20 protein-coding genes and 2 pseudogenes are annotated in these 20,988 nt (G+C 35.1%); 10 read left to right on the top strand and 12 right to left on the bottom strand.

Going from position 1 to position 20,988, the window contains the following annotated elements:
* The first annotated feature begins 2 nt into the window (after nt 1-2).
* The 4 genes from EB239_RS14505 to EB239_RS14490 all read left to right on the top strand — a co-directional run bounded on the left by EB239_RS14505 (nt 3) and on the right by EB239_RS14490 (nt 3,797).
* The gene (locus EB239_RS14505) at nt 3-1,784 is read left to right on the top strand and encodes an ATP-binding protein (protein ID WP_003870400.1); all 1,782 of its coding nucleotides are present in this window, start codon (nt 3-5) and stop codon (nt 1,782-1,784) included.
* Nucleotides 1,785-2,167: 383 nt separating this feature from the next.
* Entirely contained in the window at nt 2,168-2,719 is a 552-nt protein-coding gene (locus tag EB239_RS14500) for a hypothetical protein (RefSeq protein ID WP_003870402.1), read from the top strand.
* Nucleotides 2,720-3,100: 381 nt separating this feature from the next.
* Nucleotides 3,101-3,436, top strand: coding sequence for a nucleotidyltransferase domain-containing protein (locus EB239_RS14495; protein WP_003870403.1), 336 nt, complete (start codon nt 3,101-3,103; stop codon nt 3,434-3,436).
* Nucleotides 3,411-3,797 carry a HEPN domain-containing protein gene (locus EB239_RS14490; protein WP_003870404.1) on the top strand — a complete coding sequence of 129 codons (387 nt, stop codon included), beginning with the start codon at nt 3,411-3,413 and terminating at the stop codon, nt 3,795-3,797. The genes EB239_RS14495 and EB239_RS14490 overlap by 26 nt, the downstream gene beginning before the upstream one ends.
* A gap of 7 nt (nt 3,798-3,804) precedes the next feature.
* Here EB239_RS14490 and EB239_RS14485 read toward each other — a convergent pair whose 3' ends face one another.
* Together EB239_RS14485 and EB239_RS14480 are read right to left on the bottom strand one after the other, a co-directional pair.
* Nucleotides 3,805-4,377: a hypothetical protein gene (locus EB239_RS14485; RefSeq protein ID WP_003870405.1), complete on the bottom strand. Its 573-nt coding sequence runs from the start codon at nt 4,375-4,377 to the stop codon at nt 3,805-3,807.
* Nucleotides 4,347-4,634: pseudogene (locus EB239_RS14480) on the bottom strand (transposase); the annotation flags it as partial. The pseudogene EB239_RS14480 and the gene EB239_RS14485, both read right to left, overlap by 31 nt.
* Nucleotides 4,635-4,809: 175 nt before the next feature.
* On the opposite strand from EB239_RS14480, the pseudogene EB239_RS14475 reads away from it, so the two are divergent.
* The 3 genes and pseudogenes from EB239_RS14475 to EB239_RS14465 all read left to right on the top strand — a co-directional run.
* A pseudogene (locus EB239_RS14475) lies at nt 4,810-5,372 on the top strand (Rpn family recombination-promoting nuclease/putative transposase); the annotation flags it as partial.
* 156 nt (nt 5,373-5,528) lie between these two features.
* Nucleotides 5,529-5,753, top strand: coding sequence for a DUF3006 domain-containing protein (locus EB239_RS14470; protein WP_042835508.1), 225 nt, complete (start codon nt 5,529-5,531; stop codon nt 5,751-5,753).
* Between the two features lie 86 nt (nt 5,754-5,839).
* Nucleotides 5,840-6,502 (top strand): SdpI family protein, encoded by a 663-nt coding sequence (locus EB239_RS14465; RefSeq protein ID WP_003870409.1) that lies wholly within the window; start codon nt 5,840-5,842, stop codon nt 6,500-6,502.
* A 211-nt stretch (nt 6,503-6,713) separates the two neighbouring features.
* Here the strand turns inward: EB239_RS14465 and EB239_RS14455 are convergent, their stop codons facing one another.
* The 5 genes from EB239_RS14455 to EB239_RS14440 all read right to left on the bottom strand — a co-directional run bounded on the left by EB239_RS14455 (nt 6,714) and on the right by EB239_RS14440 (nt 10,951).
* Nucleotides 6,714-6,929, bottom strand: a complete 216-nt coding sequence (locus EB239_RS14455) for a methyl-accepting chemotaxis protein (RefSeq protein ID WP_003870411.1) — start codon at nt 6,927-6,929, stop codon at nt 6,714-6,716.
* Between the two features lie 120 nt (nt 6,930-7,049).
* On the bottom strand, nt 7,050-7,196 hold the full coding sequence (locus EB239_RS14675) for a hypothetical protein (RefSeq protein WP_003870412.1): 147 nt from the start codon (nt 7,194-7,196) through the stop codon (nt 7,050-7,052).
* Complete coding sequence (locus EB239_RS14450; RefSeq protein WP_003870413.1) at nt 7,193-8,467, bottom strand: putative bifunctional diguanylate cyclase/phosphodiesterase; 1,275 nt, start codon at nt 8,465-8,467, stop codon at nt 7,193-7,195. Before EB239_RS14450 ends, EB239_RS14675 begins: the two co-directional genes overlap by 4 nt.
* 137 nt (nt 8,468-8,604) lie before the next feature.
* The gene (locus tag EB239_RS14445) at nt 8,605-9,990 is read right to left on the bottom strand and encodes a FapA family protein (RefSeq protein WP_318261471.1); all 1,386 of its coding nucleotides are present in this window, start codon (nt 9,988-9,990) and stop codon (nt 8,605-8,607) included.
* 733 nt (nt 9,991-10,723) lie between these two features.
* Nucleotides 10,724-10,951 carry a hypothetical protein gene (locus EB239_RS14440; RefSeq protein WP_042835628.1) on the bottom strand — a complete coding sequence of 76 codons (228 nt, stop codon included), beginning with the start codon at nt 10,949-10,951 and terminating at the stop codon, nt 10,724-10,726.
* A gap of 397 nt (nt 10,952-11,348) precedes the next feature.
* On the opposite strand from EB239_RS14440, the gene EB239_RS14435 reads away from it, so the two are divergent.
* The 3 genes from EB239_RS14435 to EB239_RS14430 all read left to right on the top strand — a co-directional run bounded on the left by EB239_RS14435 (nt 11,349) and on the right by EB239_RS14430 (nt 14,162).
* Nucleotides 11,349-13,379, top strand: a complete 2,031-nt coding sequence (locus EB239_RS14435; RefSeq protein WP_003871264.1) for a GGDEF domain-containing response regulator — start codon at nt 11,349-11,351, stop codon at nt 13,377-13,379.
* 34 nt (nt 13,380-13,413) lie between these two features.
* Nucleotides 13,414-13,578 (top strand): hypothetical protein, encoded by a 165-nt coding sequence (locus EB239_RS14670; RefSeq protein WP_164995799.1) that lies wholly within the window; start codon nt 13,414-13,416, stop codon nt 13,576-13,578.
* A gap of 176 nt (nt 13,579-13,754) precedes the next feature.
* Nucleotides 13,755-14,162: a DUF302 domain-containing protein gene (locus tag EB239_RS14430; RefSeq protein WP_318261414.1), complete on the top strand. Its 408-nt coding sequence runs from the start codon at nt 13,755-13,757 to the stop codon at nt 14,160-14,162.
* 325 nt (nt 14,163-14,487) lie between these two features.
* On the opposite strand, the gene EB239_RS14425 is transcribed toward EB239_RS14430, so the two are convergent.
* The 5 genes from EB239_RS14425 to EB239_RS15170 all read right to left on the bottom strand — a co-directional run bounded on the left by EB239_RS14425 (nt 14,488) and on the right by EB239_RS15170 (nt 20,441).
* The gene (locus EB239_RS14425; RefSeq protein ID WP_003871262.1) at nt 14,488-15,687 is read right to left on the bottom strand and encodes a dihydrolipoamide acetyltransferase family protein; all 1,200 of its coding nucleotides are present in this window, start codon (nt 15,685-15,687) and stop codon (nt 14,488-14,490) included.
* 34 nt (nt 15,688-15,721) lie between these two features.
* A complete protein-coding gene (locus EB239_RS14420) occupies nt 15,722-16,741 on the bottom strand; it encodes an alpha-ketoacid dehydrogenase subunit beta (protein ID WP_003871261.1) in 1,020 nt (339 codons plus the stop codon).
* Nucleotides 16,742-16,788: 47 nt separating this feature from the next.
* A complete protein-coding gene (locus EB239_RS14415) occupies nt 16,789-17,778 on the bottom strand; it encodes a thiamine pyrophosphate-dependent dehydrogenase E1 component subunit alpha (protein ID WP_003871260.1) in 990 nt (329 codons plus the stop codon).
* Between the two features lie 221 nt (nt 17,779-17,999).
* Complete coding sequence (locus tag EB239_RS14410) at nt 18,000-20,024, bottom strand: sigma-54-dependent Fis family transcriptional regulator (protein ID WP_003871259.1); 2,025 nt, start codon at nt 20,022-20,024, stop codon at nt 18,000-18,002.
* Nucleotides 20,025-20,246: 222 nt separating this feature from the next.
* The gene (locus EB239_RS15170; RefSeq protein WP_318261413.1) at nt 20,247-20,441 is read right to left on the bottom strand and encodes a hypothetical protein; all 195 of its coding nucleotides are present in this window, start codon (nt 20,439-20,441) and stop codon (nt 20,247-20,249) included.
* Between the last annotated feature and the right edge of the window lie 547 nt (nt 20,442-20,988).

The following is a 20,988-nucleotide window of genomic DNA, read 5'->3' as shown; positions in this document are numbered from 1 at the left end:
AAGTGGGGGATTTTGAAAAACTATTGGATAATGCTGAACGCATAGCTACTATTGGTTCGCCTTCTTCAACTAGTGGACTTGCTTTAGATATTCTAGGAACTGCAGTGGATAAAAAACTAGTGGGAGAATTAGCTTTTTTTGATTTTAATCAAGACGGAAAAAGACATTATGCTTTAGGACAAATAACAGAAATTCAATTAAGAAATGCATGGCTTGAAGATCCTACTATGAGATCTTTAGCAAGACAAAAAGGGAAAATCAGTCAAATAAGCGGTAGACAGGATACTCATTTAGGGCAGATGACAGTAAGTGCTGTGTTTAGTGATGAAGGAGATAAATTCGTACCAAGCATCTTGGGAACAGTACCGCCTACTGGGACATTTGTTAAATTAGTTACTGACGATATATTAAATAAACTTTTAGAAAGGTATAAAGAAGAAATTTTCTATCTTGGTCATGTTTATGGTTCTACCCCCAAATTACCCTTGTGGTTTAAAGATTTTTCTTCTGGTCCCTGTGGTGCTGGAGAAGCTTATCATATAGGCATTTTTGGGAAAACAGGTTCGGGAAAATCTGTTTTAGCAAAAATGATATTACTCGCTTATGCAAGGTATGAAGATATGGGAATATTTGTTTTGGACCCTCAAGGAGAATTTGCTCTCAGTTTAAGAAATAAACAAGGCGATAATATGTCTTATATTTTAAATCACACAATTTTAGAAAAGTTAAATAAAGAATGGTTTATATATGACCTTTCTACGTTAAAACTTGATAGATGGGAGCTCTTTGTAGAATTACTTCGAGAATATAAGTTCTTCTTTGAACTCGGAATAAAAAGTTCAGAATATCAAGAAATAGTAGCAGAAGATGTTTTGGAATTTTTACGAAAAGATAAAAATATCAAGCTTGAAAATTTAGATAAAAATACATTTGTGAAAACATTGCAATACATTCATCAAATTATTGAAAAAATTTATGCAGATAAAAGTGGAGTTGAAAGAGTTAGGAATACTATAGTAAAAACTTTAAGTGACATTGAAAATAACTTAGAAACAAGTATTTTTGAAAAATGGCGAAAGGTATCTCTATTTTTCCAAGGTAATGGTAGGAAAAGTCCTGGGCAGATAGTAAATGAATCTCTTTATCCTGAAAAAAGGCCTTTAATTATAATTGATTTATCTCAAAAGCCTGAAGACGTAGAGCAAGATGTGTGGGATAGGAAAATAAAACCTTTGTTAATTGACAGGTTTCTAGAAGCTATTACTGAGATGGCAGAATCGGTATATCATAAAAAAGAAAAAGAGCAAATACAAGAAAAAAAATATAGTAAAACAAATCTTAATACCTTAGTGTTAATAGATGAAGCCCATAGATTAGCACCAAAAGAAAAACAGACAGATGAAAGAATGGAGAGAATAAAAAATAGATTAATTGATGCCGCAAGAACTACAAGAAAATATGGTCTTGGATGGATGTTTATAAGTCAAACATTGTCGAGTCTCCATAAGGAAATAATAGGACAACTTAGAATTTTCTTCTTTGGATTCGGCTTAGCCTTGGGAACCGAATTTCAGGCTTTGAGAGAAATTGTGGGAGGAGATACTAATGCATTGAAATTATATCAATCATTCCGCGATCCTCATAGTTCTTTTGATGTTTTTTCGCGCCAATATGCATTTATGACAGTAGGTCCTGTATCTCCTCTATCCTTTGCTGGGTCACCGCTTTTCTTTACAGCTTTTAATACTCCAAAAGATTTTTTACGAGAAAACCACTTTATATAATAAATGTTGTTAATAAAGCTTTTCTAGTAGCCACAAATAAAGTTTTTTGTAAACTTCATCTATGTTGTAATTAAGCACCTCTGCTTTTGCAGACGTGTTTTTTTTGTTTGCCCCCGCACAAAAAATTATACGCCTGCTCGCCTTTCGGTCAAGGGGCAAGCCCTTCGGGTCGGTGAGCATATCCTCCCTCGTTTACGCTCGGTCCGGTATCCCTCCCCGACCCCTTGACCTTCGGCTCGCAGGCTGTTTTGTTTTAACTGCCGGGGGCAAACAAGAAGCAAACAAAAAATGAGGAGGTGTAAGCACATGGCGTAAGAGAGTAAGTTCTAGCGGTAGACTATCAAATCCGAGCAAGTAAGAAATTTTAGGGGAGGGAATGCAAAATGACTGCTAGAGAAATTGCTGAAGAAATAAGAAAAAATTTAAGGAAGCACGGCATAACATCGAAACAGGTAAGCGTCAGAGCTAAAACATACCTTTTAGATAAGTCAATTGAAGTTAGAATTAAAGACTTGAAGGTCTCTAAAAAGCTTGTAGAAGCTGTTGTTAAGAAGTATGAATATGTAAGATGGGATGATTACACAAACGATATACTTGCTGGAGGTAATACTTACATTACTGTTGATTTTGATTATAAAGTTTTAAGAGAAAAAGCTGAAGAATTCAAAGAAACAGCCAGAAAAATACTAGAAAAGAAAGGCAAATATGAAAAAGATGAGCTGATGAGATTGGCAGAAAAAGGAGATTTGGTGGTATTATATCAGCCTCATCACAATGGTACTTACCCTCATGTTAAGTTGTGTAGAAGAAACAAACAGAGTTGTATTTTAGACAACCTTGAAAGCTATTACGCTGTTGATGAGTATGGATTGAGTGAAGCTTTAGCAATTTTGTCGTATCAGTATGGTCTCGATTTTACTAAAGTAAAAGTATAATAACAATGCAGTGGCAGTTTTGCCACTGCATTCAAGAGAAAACTTTAAGAAATTTTGCATAGAAATGTTATAATATGCATGCTATAATTAATTGTGAAGAAGAATTTTTGAGATCTATAAACAATTAAAATAGAAATTTAAAACTCTTAGAATAGAAATAAACATAAAAAAAGAATAGGTAGCTCACATCTACCTATTCCCACATTCCACATATTCATAACACTCGAAGTGTTTTTCTGTCTATAATTATAATTATATCACATCTTACAGAAATTAAAGCGAGGAAATAAAAAATTAAAAAGACGGAAATAAACTCTTATAGAATAATTGCAATTTGATATAACGGATTAAAGGTAAAACCTTCAAATTGAGGTGTTTTCTATGAGCAGAATAGAACAATTAAATCGAGAACTTACAAGAATTGTAGAAGTGCTGATAAAAGAGTATCAACCTGAAAAAATAATATTATTTGGTTCATTAGCGACAAATCAAATAAATGAATGGAGCGATATTGATTTAATAGTTATAAAGGATACTGACAAGTCTTTTTACGAAAGATTAGAGGAAGTTGTTAAAGTTGCTAAGCCTACTATTGGCACGGATATTATAGTGTATACCCCAAAAGAAATAGAAGAAATGAAAGAAAGTATGTTTTACGTTGAAGAAATATTAAAGAAAGGAAAGGTTATTTATGAAAGAAGCAAAACAATGGCTTGATTTTGCTATGGATGACCTTGACTCAGCAGAAATCATGTTTAAAGCAGGTAAATACAATATGGTTTGTTTCTTTTCCCATCAGGCTGTAGAAAAAGCTTTAAAAGCATTTTTAGTAAGTCAAAAACATAATCCTCCTCGAATTCATAATTTAATAGATCTTGTAAATCTTTGTACACAACATGATAAATCTTTTGAAAACTTCCTATCTAAAGCCCAAGTATTAAACCAATTTTATATTCCAACGAGATATCCTACTGCCATGCCAGGCACAACAGCTTTAGGGATGCCAGATATTAAAACAGCTGAAAAGGCAATAATGTATGCTAAAGAAATTTTTTCTTATTGTAAAAACATAATTTAAAATCCGTTCAAAGTTGAGAGCGATTCGCCGCTACCATCCATGCGCAAACTGTATCGTCTACCGAAAGCCTGAAATGGGCTTCAATTCTAGCAGGGTAGACGATTATTTTATTGATATATGTTGGTAAAATTTGTTTAATTTTGTGAGGGTCACCCGCTTCCAACACTTCTTTATCCTTTAGAAGGTATTCTTTTATCTTTTCTTCTGTTACAAAAGAAGTATCAGGTAAGTTATCCATCTCTTTTAACCTTGTTTCTATTTCGATTTTTTGCTGCTCAAGTTCGGTTAATTTATCATCAAGACTGGGATGAAAATATCCTCGTGCTATTACGTCTACAATCATATTTATGCCTTTTACAACATCTTCATATCTTTTTGCGAGTATCTTTCTTTCTTCGTTTCTTTCTAAAATTATTTTTTTATTTTCTTCATTTAGTTTTTCGACAAGCTTTGGTAGTGCAGCTTCAAAAAATACTTTTTTAGATAATTCAGACAAAAGAGACTTATCAAAAATCTTCTGTCTGATAATAGTAGTGTAACTGGAAAAGCTGTATAATAATCTTCGAAGACTTTGTTCCAATCAGCTTTGTTTTCTTTGCCGTCAAGATCAATACCAAGAACAATATAGCAGGTAGCTTTTTTAACTTTGGAAGAATCTTTAATTTCACAATGATAAGCATCAATAATTATAGCAAATGCTTCTTGTGGTAGTTCCCTTTACTTGAAAAAATCTAGCTCTTTTTTAAGGTTGTTTTTGATTTTAGTAATTTCTTCTTCAGAATAAGGTAAATTCAAACTTTTAAGATCGTTTAAAAGTGAACTTTCCGAATAACTATTGACGAATTTCAATAGATATATTTTTTACTGTTTCAACGAATACAACAGGAAAACCCTGATCTTACATATTCCATGGGTTGTCACTAAAAATTATCCTACAGTATCTTGACACTATCTAGAGAGTGTAATGGATTTATTATCCCTGTGAAGTGTGTTATAATTACAATAGAAGGTAATTAAGGAGAAACGGGAGGAAGAAGATGAACTCAACATTGAATTTACGAAAGTTGAAAACAGAGAAAGTGACATGGTCTTTAAAAGCAGTACCGAGAAAGGAGATATTGCTGTACATATATAATTTCAATCCAGCAATGATGATAAGATGCCTTACAGGATGCTAAGATATTCCCTTGAAATAATGGAAAAACACAATCTAATACCTTATCAAATAGTAATTTACATGGGAAAAAATGAGTTAAACATGGAAGACAAATTAAATTACAACTTAGGAGAACAAAATATTTTAGACTACAGGTATAGAATAATTGATGTAGAGGAAATAAAATTTACAGACATTACAAAAACAGATTATTATGACTTATATGCACTTTTGCCTTTAATGGACAAAGAAAGAAGAAAGAGAGAAGGAGAAAATTATCTTAAAGAGTGTGTGGAAGCAATTCAATAAAGAATATGCCTGTAGATACGGCCAAGAAAAAAGACATAGCTTTTAAGGCAGAAATATTATCGGGTATAGTTTACAGCAGGGAAGTCATAGAGAGAATTTTTTCGGATATGCACGCTCTTCAAACTAAAAAGCGGGATATATTAATGTGATAGATATATGAATATAGATATTATAAAATTCATGGGAAAAATATGAAGATGCAGGAATGTTACTTAAATAAAGCATTAAAATCAAATATAACAGAATTTAATGGAGAGGTGCAAATAATGTCTAAAAAAACATCTAGACTCTGCATTATAGACAGATTTGAAGGTGATTGGGCAGTAATAGAATATGGAAATAAAACATTCAATTTTCCGAAAGAACTTCTTCCTCAAAACGCAAAAGAAGGAGATGTGCTTATATTTAACGTCCTAATAGACGAAAAAGAAACAGAAAACCGCAAAAAGACAATGGAAGACCTTGCAAAAGAATTGTTTAAAGAGGAATAATGTATGTTAAATATGTTTGCCAAAATTATTAAACAAGTAAGATGTACAACGAGTTTATCATAAACATGGAAAGGAGTATGAATATTATGTATGAGAACTACGATGTGAAATACGAAATCAAAAAAGATTGGTGGTTAATTGCGATCATCATATTGATATGGATTTTTACGTTTACTGTTTTTGGACGTTTGCCAGATAAAATTCCAATACACTGGAATATTTCGGGCCAAGTGGATAGTTTTGGTCCAAAACATGATATATTTATTTTGCCTTCAATTATTACTGGAATATATTTCGCAATGTTGTATATACCCCTTATTGACCCTAAAAGAGCCAATTATGGTAAATTTGCTGGAGCTTATAGAGTGATAAGGGCAGTTTTAGTAATTATTTTATCAGAAGTATATTTTGTTTCTACATATTCTGCATTAGGGTATAAGATTGATATAAATAGAATGGGCAATCTTATTATTCCTTTTATGCTGATTGGATTTGGAAGTGCTATGGGTAAACTTCGCCATAATTATTTTGTAGGGATAAGAACTCCATGGACGTTGGCGGATGAAGAGGTATGGAATAAGACACACCAGCTAGGCGGAAAACTATGGCTTATTGCAGGTATTATCGGTTTATTTGCTTCCTTTTTCACCGGTAAATGGGTGGCTGTTTTGATGTTTGTGCTGTTAATTACTGCTGTTATAGTACCGATTGTATATTCTTATATAGTTTTCAAAAACAAAGAAAAGTAGAGGAGACAATACTATGGGAAATAATAAATTAGGCTTATTTGTAGTTTTATTAGGAATATTTGTAATATCTACTACAACATATCTAAGCAGACATATTTATATTACTGATTTTTTGCGAGGGATATTTAACGGGGTAGGCATCGGATTAGAAATTATAGGGATTATTATCATGCAGCAAAAGAAGCTACATTTTAAATTTATGTAAAATTTCCTAAAGTGCCCTGTGACAGGGGAATGCTCTTCTTTCGCATATCGATATTTTAAATGAACTATTCATTTCAGCAAATTCGTTCTTACCTTCATTATCAATTTCCACTGTAAAGTCATAATTTGATAGTTTTTCAACAAGAACATTAATCTGCTTCATTGAGATTCCTAATAATTTTGTTATAGCAAATCCTACAATTATTGATATTACCGTCAACAAGATAAATACTCCTATAAAGATACCTCTTGATTTTGAAAAGCTAAATTTGCTTTATTTACAACTTCCATTAAATTTTTAGCATTTAATTCAACTGATTATGCCATTTTAGAATTATACAAATTATTCATAGCTTCTTAAAATCTTCATGTTATTTATAACAAAAAATGAAATTATTCCAAAAGAAATGGCAACTATTCCTATTAGAATAAAAAGTAAAGTTGTTATTTTTACATTTTTCAGTATGTTTTTACTTCCTTTTACGTTCACGTTCTGAACATCAGTTCTATCTCCTCTGAAGTTTTAGGTCTCGATATATAATAACCTTGTATTTTGTCACAACCCCATTCCTTTAGCATACTAAGCTGTTCCCCTGTTTCTACCCCTTCCGCTACGACTTCATAGTTCATTTCCTTTGAGATATACAAAATTCCCTTAATTAATGTTTTTACTTTGTTTTCGTCAATCCTGTCAATAAGGCTTTTGTCCATCTTAATAGTGCTTATAGGAAACTCTATCATGTTTATTAAGGAAGAATATCCAACTCCAAAATCATCTAGCGAAATCTTTATTCCCCTTCTTAAAAATTCGTCTATTTTATTTACCTTTTGCTCTTTAATGTCTAATATTTGAGTTTCAGTAAATTCTATGCCGATGAGATTTGATGGTATATTGTATTTACTAATAAGCTCATCAAATTTAAAGAAAAACTCATCGTCCCTAAGCTGGAGGGGAGAAACATTGATGTTAACCTTAAGCTCGATACCCTTATTCCGCCAATCTTTTATTTGTTTAAAAACATCTTCAATAATAAAAATACCAAATTCTTTGATAAGACCAGTCTCCTCAAGCACTGGAACGAATCGAGAAGGAGAGATGTCGCCATATTTGTCGTTCCTCCACCTTGCAAGGGCTTCAACTTCCCTTATCCTATTCTCTCTCAAATCATAAATAGGCTGAAATAAAAGGTAAAACTCGTTGTTTAACATCGCTTTCTTGATATCTACCATCATTTCAGCTTTTTCGATTATCTTGTCCTCTATAGTTTTGTCAAAAATGACATATTTTGATTTGCCCAACTTTTTAGCTTCAAACATTGCAGCATCTGCTTTTCTTATAATATCATCCATATGTTCGCCTACTTTTGATACATAAATGCCTGCGCTCACTGTTGTTAAGATATCTCTTTCCTCAACTTTGAAAACATAATTAAACTTTTCTATAACATTTTCTATAACGCTTATTGCTTCATCCAAATTACAGTGAAAAAGAACAACGAACTCATCACCCCCAAGCCTGAAAATCTTTCCCTTTTCTTTTACTATTTCAATCAGCATCTTGCTTATTTCAACTAACACTTTATCCCCAAAATGATGCCCATAGGAATCATTAATGTATGTGAAATTATCAAAATCAAGGAGTGCAACAACAAATTGGCAATTGCTAGAGCTATAATACTCATATAAAAAATATCTGTTTGGAAGGTGGGTCAAATAATCATAATAATACTTCTTATCTCTAAGTTCCCTTTTCTTCAACACATAAATCATCCTTTCATATTCGGTCGGCGGTATCGAAGATATGCCGGACAGAAATGATATATTCTTCAAAATCAAACAGATTCATGGGAAAGGCTCCCATTCCCACGGTGAATTTTTCAAGAGCCAACTGAAACAAATTAAATAATGTCTTCAACGACTTTTTCATCTTTGTCTAAATATAATTTTATTTTTTCACCATTTTTTAATTTGTAGCCTATTTTATCAAAGTATAATTCGACTCCTTCATAGCCGTAAAGGATTTTTACTATTGAATTTTTACTTCCCTTTAATAATACGTGACTGCCGACGCCGTGCGATCCGGCTTCTTTTACAAAGATATTTTTGTCAAATTCGATCATGCTCATTTTAACCTTACCATTAATGGAAACTGAACCATTTGTAGAAATTTTTGTGTTATAACAACCTGCTTCTGAGGTTATAATTACGTCCTTCATAGCATAAATTTTGCTGTCATGAACCCATTTTGCAAGTATACGCCCCTTGTTTTCATCTTCCTCGGCTAAAATCCTTGATATGAAGAGGATTTTTTCATAAATTTCTTTTAATGAATTCACATGTTTTATAAGACCAATAATATCGTAATCCAAAATGTTGTTGAGCGTTTTAACGAGACTTTTTAAATGCTCCAGAAGATTTTGAAGTACATTTGAACTGCGTATCATACTTATTTCTCTTGATGATGTTTTTAACTCTTCTTTTAAGGTTTCGATTAATTTGATTTTCTCGCTTAAATGTCTGGAATTATTCATAACCGTTGGTAGTTCTTTAATATGGACAAAAATTGCCGATAATTTCTCAACAATAAGATTTACGGCGTGAAGTTCTATTTTATCAAAAATGTTTCCTGGTAAAAAACCGGCATGTAACTGGCTATCAACAATTCCGCCATGGATAATAATATTTTGCCCTCCCTGAACTACTGATTCGTAAACTGAACCAAGTATCTGAACATTTCCTGAAGCAATTATTTGATTACCTTTTTCGACATTTCCGTTTATTATAATGTCACCATCGAATGTTACAGACCTTGAATTCTTCGTGATACTTCCTTCGTAAATTAACATGGGAATAGAATTAAAAAAATATACAAATTTATCATTTTCGTCTTTTTTATGTACAACCGGCCTTATGTCAGCTATCGCAACTATCTTATCTTCATCTTCTTTAAAAACTATGGAATCGCTGAGAATTTTTACTTCAACGTCTCTTACAGGCGGTGCATGTATAATTCTACCTCTTACGCTAATTCCATTTTCACCTTTTATGGGTTTATGTAGTTTTCCGATAACATCACCTTTTCTTGCAAAGGGTATACTTGCCATCTTAAATATATCTTCTTCAGAGAATGTTTCGGTATAAAGAATTCTCGGTTTATTGATATTTATAATAAATTCCAGATAACCATCCCTGCCACTTTTATATGGTATTCCTCTTGCTATTACTGCTTCTTTTTTATTTTGGGTATATACGTTAATTAACGCACTTTTATCTACACTTACTATAATTCCATTCTTACGAAGATCGCCTTCCAGTATATTTAAAAATTCATGAATATCTACATTATCCCAGGAAGAAAAAAGGGTTTTTTTAAGGTTACAATCATTTCATCATCCGAAATTTCTACAATAACCCCCATTTTCTTCAAAATATCACTTAATTCTATTTTCATAAAAACACCCCCGCGTGTTAGGCACCCCAATGGATATTAATGGATACTTTATATTCAAAGATATCTTCTACCTCCTTGTAAGCTCCAAGCGACTATTATCTATTAACTCCAAAACTTATTATTCTAAAATTGCCATCTTCCGTTGTCCTTATTGTGGTAAAACTCTTGAAAAATCAAAGCTCGTAGGGAACGTGATATCCACTCTTCTCGCCCTTATTATCTTGATAAATGTTTAAAAACAAATTGAATGGGGGTCAAACAATATTGGGCTTTGTTTTGTTTGACAAACTCGTCTGCTTTAAGTCAGCCTTATATGCAGTTCTTGGTCATCGGGCCGGGATTTATCATCTAGTGTAATTTGGATGATTATTTTCGTTTTTTTTTGAGAAAAAGACAATATAAATTTTTTTAGTTGTTTTCAAGTTATAACTTACTTACAAAAGCAAAGATATACAATATAAATAGTTAACTGTTTTGTTTTTTACATTATTATCTGTTAAAGTACTATATTCGACAAAAAAAGCATAATTCCTTCTTAAAAATTTAAAAAAATTCAGAAAAATTATTTATCCTCTTTCACTAATTGTATATTTAATCCTTTCCCCAAAAATAAATAATTTTTGTAGAAAGATTTGGTAACATTTATCACTATTTACTAAACTAGGATTTATTTCTTTAAAGCCTTTCATATCTCTATGCTCAAGACTTTTCGTTTTAAATTCTATATTATGCCACATCCAATTGTTGTTTTTATATACTTTGATTTTTACTGTATTATCTTCCTGTGCGCTCAAACATGCTGCCTTTATAAAATACGGGAAATAAATATCTAACTATGCTCAATACAGGTGTTTTGTCTTTCAATACTTTTCCCTTCGTCATATTGTGCTTTCCTTCTCCAAGTAGGATATTGTCAAAAGTTTTTACTCTAAAATTCGTTCAAATGCTTTATTTATTGAAAGATTTATCTACTATTTTGATTTTAAACTTTTTTTTTAATGGGAATACACAATTATAAATGAGGAAAATTTTACGCAAAATTTGCACTTGAACGGAAAATTTTTATTGTGTTTTTTGAGGGAAAAAAGTATAATAATATTTCGGAAAATAAAACTCTTGAGTAATTTTTCGAAAATACATAAAGGGTTTTATAATCTCCATCTACTTCGCATTAATTGGGGGTACTAACTGATGAACGCTGCTTTTCCAAAGAAAATCCTTATTGTAGAGGACAGCAAACTTAATGCACAAATAGCAGCAGACATTCTAAATAAATACGGATACAAAACAGAGATAATCACATCAGGAGAAGAGACTGTTAAAAAAGTAGTAAATAGTGTTCAAAGTCCAGATTTAATTCTTATGGACATAGAACTTAGAGGAACAATCGACGGAATAGATACAGCAAGAATAATTCAACACCATAAAGATATACCAATTTTATTTCTAACTGCTAATGCCAGTAAAGAAATAATGGAAAAAATAAAGTCAGTTTCAGCTTATGGGTATGTTCTTAAGGGTGTAGATGAGTATGTACTCATATCTCAAATAGAAATGGCTTTTAAGCTTTATGAGGCTAAAATACAGATAAAAAAGAGAGAAGAGTTGTTTCACAGTATGTTTGAAAGCCATGATGTAGTGATGCTACTTATCGAACCAGAATCAGGACGCATTATTGATGCTAACAAAGCTGCCTGTCATTTCTACGGTTATTCCAAAGAAACTATGCTGCAGATGGACATAGAAGCTGTTGTTGGCGTTTCTACCATAGATGGTGGTCAAAAGTGTTCGGAAGCTTTAAAGAAGGGTTGTAATCCCTGCATTTGCTTCCAACGGTTAGCTAACGGAGAAGAGAGATTAGTAGAAGTATATTCATCCCCTGTAGATTATCAAGGAAAAACACTGATGCATCTGATTATCTTTGACATTACTGAACAATGGAAAGCAAAGAAAGAGCTTGAATTTTATAAAAATCTTTTTGAAGACTCACTCAATGAAATTTACATATTCCATCCACAGACACTAAAATTCATTGCAGTAAACGGGGGTGCGAAGAAAAATTTAGGATATACTGAAGAAGAGTTCAAAGAAATGACTCCTGTTGACTTAAAACCGGAGTTTACATTGCAAAGCTTTAAAGAACTTCTTGCCCCTCTTTCTAAAGGAGAACAGAAGCAAATTATCTTTAACACAGTACACCGCAGGAAAGATGGTTCTCTTTATCCAGTAGAAGTTCACTTGGAACTTATAGAATTTGGGAAAGAAAAAGTATATGCAGCACTTGTGATTGATATAACGGAGCGTAGAACAATGGAAAAAGAACTGAAGGAGAGGAATGAGATTTTAAGCACCATAATGGAATCGGCAGGAGATGCTATTATTATGCTTGATGACAAAGGGAAAGTAACCTTCTGGAATCCTGCAGCAGAACGCATACTTGGATATTCAAGAGAAGAAATAATAGGAAAAGAATTACACGCACTTATGATTCAAGATGAACGACTGTACGAAGTATATAGAAAAGCATTTAAAAGATTCCGCTTGACCGGCAAGGGGAATACTGTAGGGAAAACAATCGAGCTAAAAGCAAGGCATAAAAACGGCTATGAAATTGATGTAGAACTTTCACTTTCTGCTGTAAAAATTAAAGATGCATGGCATGCAATAGGCATAATTCGCGACATAAGCGAGCGCAAAAGATTGGAGGAATTACTTTATCACCAATCTATTACCGATCCCCTTACAAATACTTATAACAGGCGTTTTTTCATGCAGATGCTGGAGCAGGAAATAGAGCGAGTAAAACGAAATAGAAGGCCATTTTCCCTTATTATGTTTGACTTAGATCATTTCAAAAAGGTAAATGACCGTTTTGGGCATGCTGCAGGAGATATGGTTCTTAAAAGTGTTGCCGATACAGTAAAAGAAAGGATACGCAAGACAGATTGTTTTGCGCGCTGGGGAGGAGAAGAATTTATAATCCTCCTGCCTGAAACTTCTTTGAATAATGCAGTTGATCTGGCTGAAGAGCTTAGAAAACAGATAAGTAGGATGGAACTGCAAGGAATAGGGGATGTAACAGCAAGCTTTGGAGTAACTGAATATAGGGACACTGATACCATTGACACAGTTCTTATTCGAGTAGACAACATGTTGTATGAAGCAAAAGGCGCAGGAAGAAATTGCGTAAAAAGCTGTAAATTTGACATAGAAGGAGGATAAGGAAGAGGCTATAAGTAGCCTCAATAAAAGAGCTATGGGAGAAAGAAAAGACAGAAAGAGCATTCTAATATTGAAAGTAAAAAGTAGAAAAGAATTGTTTGATTTAGTAATTGTGGAACAATCAAAAAAAATGAATTTCCACATGCCGCTAAAAATTGAATCCAATAACCCTATAATACCCACAAATATCCAAAGCTGACCGCCTGTTAGATGGGATTTATTTCACGCCTTTTTATCCGCAAGTATCTAAGGAGTTCTAATGTCTATAAAATAATCTCTTAGTAAATTTTCCTTCACATTTTCTTCAAATTTTTAATTTAAAATAATCTTATACTAAGAGTACACACAAATTTTTCATCAAAGAAAAAAAGATAAATGAGAGGAGAAAAAACTATGTTTGACTTCACGTTAACTACCTATAAAAAAACAAAAGAGTTGATTGAGGACTTAAAAAAAGAACTTAAAGAGAAAAACTTTGGTGTGTTATGGGAATTTGAATTGCACAAAAAACTCGCTGAAAAAGGGCTGCCTTATAATCACAGTGTAACAATTTTAGAAGTTTGTAATCCTAATGCCGCTGCAAAAATTATCGCAATTGACCCAATGGCAAGCTACTTTCTACCATGTAAAATTGTAATTATAGAAGATACAAAAGAAACAAAAATAGGTGTTTTAAAATTAGCTCAATTATTCTCACATATGGACAGCGATAATGTAGAAATTAAAGACATTGCTAAAGAAATTGAGGAACGTTTAATAAAAATAATCAATAAGGTTGTTTAATGAAAAAGGTCAAATGACTCCCTAAATTATCGTATAAGAGCCTCAGCTTTTTATTTTTACAAAAAGCTGAGGCTCTTGCACAGAGACAATATTTATAAATTCTCTTTAATTTAAATAAATGAATTTATAAATTGCCCTGATGGCAGCAACATTGACCAGAAATATGAAGATATAATTAAAAACTTAGTATAAAAATTTCGAGTTTTTGTGTCTACTATATTGACATAAATCCAGGTACCACCTAATGCACCTTATTGAAACCACTCCTCTTGTCTTTTTTTCGTGTATTCTAAAAGGGCAGCGCACATGCATTGCCCTTTTGCTATTACGACTCCAAGAGCGCTTCAGGTTGAGAAAGAAGTTCCGCCAGCCGAGTTAAGAATCTCGCAGCAGGTGCGCCGTTTATTACCTGGTGATCTACAGTAAGACTAAGAGTCATAAATTGCGCGGAGCGGACGTTTCCATTCTCAAGAACTGGTCGTTCCACTATTCTTCCAATACCGAGAATTGCAGATTGCTTTGGATATAGCACAGGGGTAAAGAAATCAATACCATAAGTACCCAGATTTGTAATCGTAAAGGTACCTCCTTGTAGCTCTTCTGGCTTTATAATACCTTGCAGAACTGCATCAGTAAGCCGGCGTCTCTCAACAGCCATTTCATTAAGATTGAGTCTATGAGCATTTTTGATTACAGGCACTAAAAGTTCATCGCCACGGGCAACAGCAAATCCCAAGTGAACTTCTGCAGGCAGTATCATATCGTCTCCATCAATAATAGCCTGCATTTCAGGATTTTCTAAAATCGCCCGAACCACTGCTTTATGTATAAGATCCGTCATGTTGGCAGGTGAACCTTTTTGTCTAAGCTCCATGCGGACTTTGATTAACGCGCTTACATCTATCTCCCGCCCTAATGTAAACTGTGCAGTTTCTCGCAGGCTTTGTAACATCCTCGCACCAACTAAACGTTGAGTAGGAGTGAGGGGTACCCTTTTTGCTTTTAAATCTGTCTTTTCAGAACGTTGAGCAAATTTCTTAACATCCTCCTCAGTAATACGACCGCCCGGGCCGGTTCCCGGTACTGCCTCCAGAGAAATTCCCAATTCACGGGCAAGCTTACGGGCTGCAGGGGTAGCTCTTACATCTCCTGTCCTGTTACCGGGATCCTGGGTATCCACTGGAGTACTCTGGGATCTCTGCTCCGTCTCGCCGTGGATGTGGGTCGTTTCCTCTGGCGCATAGACTGGAGGTGTCGCAGATTCACTACCTCCAGCCGCCTCCGTGGCCTCTTCTTCGATCAAGCAGAGCGGCTGCCCAACCTTAACTACATGGCCTTGGGGGCATAGGATTTTTGTAAGTATGCCGCTTACTGGAGCCTGGATTTCAACAACTACTTTTTCAAATTGTACTTCCAGCAGCAATTCGTCTGCTTGTACTGGCTGTCCTTCATCCTTGAACCAATTCACCACAAACCCTTCTATTCCATTTGATGCCACGTTAGGCATGCGAAATTCGTATGGCATAAGATATCAGTCCTCCTGCTTTGAAATTTCATTATTATGACCTGAGCAATTCCTTAACTGCATTCACAATTTTAGAACTTAAAGGTAATACAAACTGTTCCAAAGGACGAGAATATGGGATAGGCACGTCTGGAACTGCTAACCGTTTGACAGGCGCTTCCAAGTAGTCAAAAGCATGCTCAACTACAGTTGCAGCAACTTCTCCGCTCATACCATAGCTCAAGTAGTCTTCATCCACTACCAATACTCTACGGGTCTTTTTTACAGTATTTATTATGGCTTCGCGGTCTAATGGCACCAATGTCCTGAGGTCCAGAACCTCAACACTTATACCTTCTTTTTCCAGCTCTTTAGCCGCCTCTAATGCTTGATAGACGCCCATAGCCACGCTGATTATCGAAACATCTTTTCCTTCCCGTTTTACCTCTGCTTTACCAAACGGGATCGTATAAGGCTCCTCAGGGACAGGGCCAGTGCTGTCCTTAATAAGGGTCATCCAACCCAGACCAAGTAACCCCTTGTGGAACATGTATAGAACAGGATTGTCATCCCGTATGGCTGAAATCATCAGACCTTTGGCGTCATAGGGAGTAGAAGGTACAACTACTTTGAGACCAGGCAGATGAGCGAAAGTCCCCCAAAGACACTGTGAATGCTGTCCTGCATCGTTGTAACCACCACCAACCGCAGTCATGAGCACCAAAGGTATCCGAATATTTCCCCCTGAAAAGTAAGTGTTTTTGGCAATGTGATTATAAATTTGATCCATACACACGCCAAAGAAGTCTACAAACATTAATTCTACTATAGGACGCATACCTTCCATAGCAGCTGCTAAAGCAGCACCTATAAAACCTGTTTCGGAAATGGGTGTATCGATAACTCTTTCTGGCCCAAATTTTTCATATAGCCCAGCTGTGGCACTGAATATACCTCCATATACACCTACGTCCTCACCCATGACAAAAACTCTCGGATCCCTTTCCATCTCCAAACTAATGGCCTCAGCAATTGCTTTTGCCATAGTAAGCTTTCGCGTGGTTATCGCAGACATAATTTTCTCCTCCTTTACATACTATTCACCACTAAACGCGTAACTCACTATTCTACAAACACGTGAAGTAGAGCTTCTTCCGGTGCTGGGTAGGGTGACTCCCGAGCAAACAAGAAAGCATCCTCAACACGCTTCCGTGCTTCATCGTCTAATTGTTTAATTTCAGCTTCTTTGGCTATGCCATTTTCAATAAGGTATTTCCTGAACCGCTTAATTGGATCATTTTGCTTTAGACGTGGAACTTCGTCCTTGGGTCTATAGACTTCTGGATCACCCTGGAAATGCCCAAAGAAACGATCTGTTTTAACTTCAATAAGAGTTGGACCCTCCCCCTGGCGCGCTCGCTCTACTGCCTCGCCAGCAGCATCGTAGACAGCTAAGACATCGTTTTCTCCCACGTATATTCCGGGTATACCATATGCAACTGCACGGTCAGCATTTCGACTAATAGCTGTGGACTTTTGTTTTGGTACAGAAATTGCCCAACTATTGTCCTCACATACAAACACCACAGGTAGCTTCCAAATTGCAGCTAAGTTAAGCCCCTCATGAAAAGCACCCTGATTTGCAGCACCGTCACCAAAAAAGGCCACAGCTACACGTTTTTCCTTGCGCATTTTGAAAGCTAGAGCTGCTCCTACTGCTTGTGGAATACTAGCACCGACGATACCACTGCAGCTGAAGTGTACATCAGGGTCAAAGAGGTGCATGTGACCACCTTTGCCGCGGCCTAAACCGGTAACTTTACCAAATATTTCTGCTGTCATGCGTTTGAGGTCTACTCCTTTTGCAATAGCAAAGTGGTGAGGCCGGTGAGTACCTACTACAGCATCCTCCTTTTTAAGGTGCATGCATACCCCTACAGCTACAGGCTCCTGTCCTGCAGCTAAATGCATCTCACCAGGGACTGGGCCTGATGCAATGTTGAATACTGGGTATTTCCCTTCCTGATAGGCTTCAGCCATGGTTTCCTCATATAATCGAATTGTAACCATCTCAAGGTACATACGCATAAGAGTTTCTTTGGGAATGTTCATACCTTTTCACTCCTATCTATTTACAATTTTTCAATTTTTTACAATATACTACCCTGCTTTATAATATCAAAGAAGGTGAATATATTTTAATTTCTTTTGTTACATCCCCCCTTTTAGATTTTGCATTTTGCATTAAATATATTCTTGCAAAAAATATGCCAGCACCCATTATTGAGTGCTGGTTTACTCATCTCTTGATTTTTACAAGAAATTATGAAATCTTAATCTGCCTCTTTGTAACTTATGTCTCTTTTTGTAACGTTAGATTTTGGAACACCATAACGAGTCTTTAGTCCATATTTATAAAGCTTCCTATACAAAGTGTTCCGTGCTATGCCTAAGGCTTCAGCAACTTTGGTTATATTACCACCGTAATGTTCGAGAAGTCGACTAATCTCCTGCTTTTCCAGTTCAATAAGAGAGGTAGAAGAAAAAGTACTGCTGTTCTCGCGGATAGTTTGAGAGCCAGACAAGTAAGGTGGCAAATGATTAACAGAAATTGTACTACCCTCTGCTATATTCACTGCCCATTCTGCCACATTTCGTAATTCCCTAATGTTTCCTGGCCAGTCGTAATTACTTAATAAAGGCCAAATTGATGGATCAATATTGGTAATATTTTTGCCTAATTTTTGCGAAAATTTATTGACAAAATGTTGAAAAAGAAGAGGTATATCACTTTTGCGTTCTCGTAACGGGCATAAATGAATAGTGAGAACTCTCAGGCGATAATACAAATCCTCTCGAAATTTTTTCTCTCTTACTAACTTTGTTAAATCCGAATTGGTCGCAGCAATAATTCGAACATCTAACGGTATCTCCTTATGTCCGCCTATTCGAACTACCTTTTTTTCTTCTAACACTCGTAAAAGGTAAACCTGTATATCCATAGGCATATCGCCTATCTCGTCTAAAAATAAAGTACCTCCTTGTGCTTGTTCAAATTTACCTGGCTTGCCCTCTGGTCGTGCACCGGTAAAAGCTCCGCCTACATAGCCGAAAAGCTCACTTCCAATTAATTCTCGCGGCAAAGCACCACCATTTATCGCCACAAAAGGTCCTTTCCTACCGCTAGCCTCATGAATGGCTCTTGCAAAAAGGTCTTTCCCTGTCCCTGTCTCTCCTAAAATAAGGACTGGTGCATCGCTATTTGCTGCAATTTGGGCTAATCGTATACTTTCACGCAAACAGGGATGATTTCCCAATATTACTTCGAATCCTTTTAAGGCTGGAGGAGAGCTTATATAAAATTGACTACCTTCATGCATTTTTAGAGCTATTAGAGCCGCTACATTTTCATTGTAATAACCACTTATAGGTGAAACATCTGCGCTACACCGCAAGATACCTTTTCTACTTTGCACTAATATTTCCTTGTTTTTTATACTCTGCCGCGCTTTTATGAGGAATAGGATTTCCTGCGAATTGTCAAATATTTCATCAGCTCTTCGTCCTATTAAATCTTCTTTTTTCCATCCTAAAAATTTCTCAGATGCATAATTAACCTTGATTAATCTTCCTGTATTATCCATCACTAATAAGGGATCACTGTTGTTTTCTAAGAAGTATTCTGAGAGTTGTCTGTAAGGTAAAGTTTCTTTAAAGGCTTTACTCTGCTTCAAATTGTTTTCAATCGCAATTGCAGAAGATACTATAGTAGCTAATGCCAGTTTATTTTCTCGGTACCAAGGTCCCGAAAGATCAATAACTCCAATAGGTTTTCCTTCCGGACTAAAAATTGGAGAACCAGTACATGTCCAAGAGTGAAGTCCGCGGGAGAAGTGTTCAGCCCCAGTTACATCAAGGGCTTGCCCTATAACCATTGCAGTTCCTATACCGTTAGTGCCAACTTTATCTTCTCGCCAGCATGCGCCAGGAATGAAATTGGTTCTTCGAGCTAGGTCTATAGTTTCCTGGTGGTTCCCTAATGTCTCTAATATATAACCGTCCTCTCCTACTAAAACTGCAAGGAAACCATAGTCACCAGACAGCGATAAAAGCTTTTCCATAATCGGCCTAGCAGCTTGAATTAGTTCTTCTTGTTTTTCTCTGACTTCTTTTAAAGCGGCACCCTCGATAATTTCTTGTCCTTGTTCCTGGTACGGATCGACGCCTGCAATTTTGCTCCTTTCCCAAGATTTAAGTATTTCCGACCTAACGATTTGTTTTGAGATAGTCATGGTGTTTTGAAAGTCGTTCCATTGATGCCACACTTCTTCATAAACTCCATAAAAATTTTCTTTCATTCACCTCTCCCCCCGTACCAAGTTATATCAGATGAACCCCTAATTTAGGGGGTTATCAAACCTTATAATACTTGATACAAAAAGATTTGAGAAAAAGAAGGCTTCCCTCCCTTTAGTGTCGAAGGTAGGAATTACCGAAACCCAAAACCCACAAAGGAAGAAACTCTATGTTATATTTCGACAACCACTACGCAATCTCCTTCTTCGTTCTTTATTAAATTTTTACTTGAAAATTTTTCTTATAGCTGCAAAGCACTTTACTACAATAACTCTTAAGAGAGATTTGTATTCATCTGATATAGCTAATCCTATCAAATGAAATAGATTTTTTATTTCCCTCTCAGTAAATTCGTAATTTTGTAACGCATAAGAAATTTCCAAAAGATAATTTTCTATTAAAATTTGGTCATCAATCATAGATGATATTAATTTATCAATTTTTTTCTCCACTTCTGCATCATCTTCAAAATTTATCCCTATAAGTATATCACCAGGTATTCTCAGATCTTTTAATCTTTCATCTTTAAATATAAATAGTGCGATTTATTCTAACTTTCTAATTATATCGGCTTGTGAAAAATTTTCTTCCTTTGTCTATGTATCCTTAATCAATTTTGATAATTTTTCTACATCGAGATAATCCTTCGTTTCAGATAGGTCAATACCATATAAAATACTTATAACTCGAATTGATAGTATTCAATTCTTTTTTAAATTTTTAATTATTGTTTTTTTGAGCTATATAAAAAGACGGTTTTAAACCGCCTTTTTATAAGTGCGCCCGGCATGGGCGATAACTAGGCGGTGAAAGTCCGCTGTGGGCTTGGTAGTGGGAACCACTAGCCAAGAGCAAGGGTGTCCATCGTGAGGTGGAATCTGAAGGAAGCTTAAGGCAAAATCTCGGTCTGATGAACAAGAACCAGATAAGAGGCTGAATTGGGATGGATGAGTTTGCGTAACAAAA

The sequence above is a fragment of the Thermoanaerobacter ethanolicus JW 200 genome (genome assembly GCF_003722315.1).
Lineage (GTDB): Bacteria > Bacillota > Thermoanaerobacteria > Thermoanaerobacterales > Thermoanaerobacteraceae > Thermoanaerobacter > Thermoanaerobacter ethanolicus.
Note: the sequence above shows the minus strand (reverse complement) of the source record. Positions and strands in the feature narration are given on the sequence as shown.

Coding starts and splice junctions, on each gene's coding strand:
- EB239_RS14430 (WP_318261414.1), top strand. CDS start 13,755: ATGAGAGGAGAAAAAACTATGTTTGACTTCACGTTAACTACCTATAAA.
- EB239_RS14670 (WP_164995799.1), top strand. CDS start 13,414: ATGGGAGAAAGAAAAGACAGAAAGAGCATTCTAATATTGAAAGTAAAA.
- EB239_RS14425 (WP_003871262.1), bottom strand. CDS start 15,687: ATGCCATACGAATTTCGCATGCCTAACGTGGCATCAAATGGAATAGAA.
- EB239_RS14500 (WP_003870402.1), top strand. CDS start 2,168: ATGACTGCTAGAGAAATTGCTGAAGAAATAAGAAAAAATTTAAGGAAG.
- EB239_RS14470 (WP_042835508.1), top strand. CDS start 5,529: ATGTCTAAAAAAACATCTAGACTCTGCATTATAGACAGATTTGAAGGT.
- EB239_RS14415 (WP_003871260.1), bottom strand. CDS start 17,778: ATGAACATTCCCAAAGAAACTCTTATGCGTATGTACCTTGAGATGGTT.
- EB239_RS14435 (WP_003871264.1), top strand. CDS start 11,349: ATGAACGCTGCTTTTCCAAAGAAAATCCTTATTGTAGAGGACAGCAAA.
- EB239_RS14420 (WP_003871261.1), bottom strand. CDS start 16,741: ATGTCTGCGATAACCACGCGAAAGCTTACTATGGCAAAAGCAATTGCT.
- EB239_RS14465 (WP_003870409.1), top strand. CDS start 5,840: ATGTATGAGAACTACGATGTGAAATACGAAATCAAAAAAGATTGGTGG.
- EB239_RS15170 (WP_318261413.1), bottom strand. CDS start 20,441: ATGATTGATGACCAAATTTTAATAGAAAATTATCTTTTGGAAATTTCT.
- EB239_RS14410 (WP_003871259.1), bottom strand. CDS start 20,024: ATGAAAGAAAATTTTTATGGAGTTTATGAAGAAGTGTGGCATCAATGG.
- EB239_RS14490 (WP_003870404.1), top strand. CDS start 3,411: ATGAAAGAAGCAAAACAATGGCTTGATTTTGCTATGGATGACCTTGAC.
- EB239_RS14495 (WP_003870403.1), top strand. CDS start 3,101: ATGAGCAGAATAGAACAATTAAATCGAGAACTTACAAGAATTGTAGAA.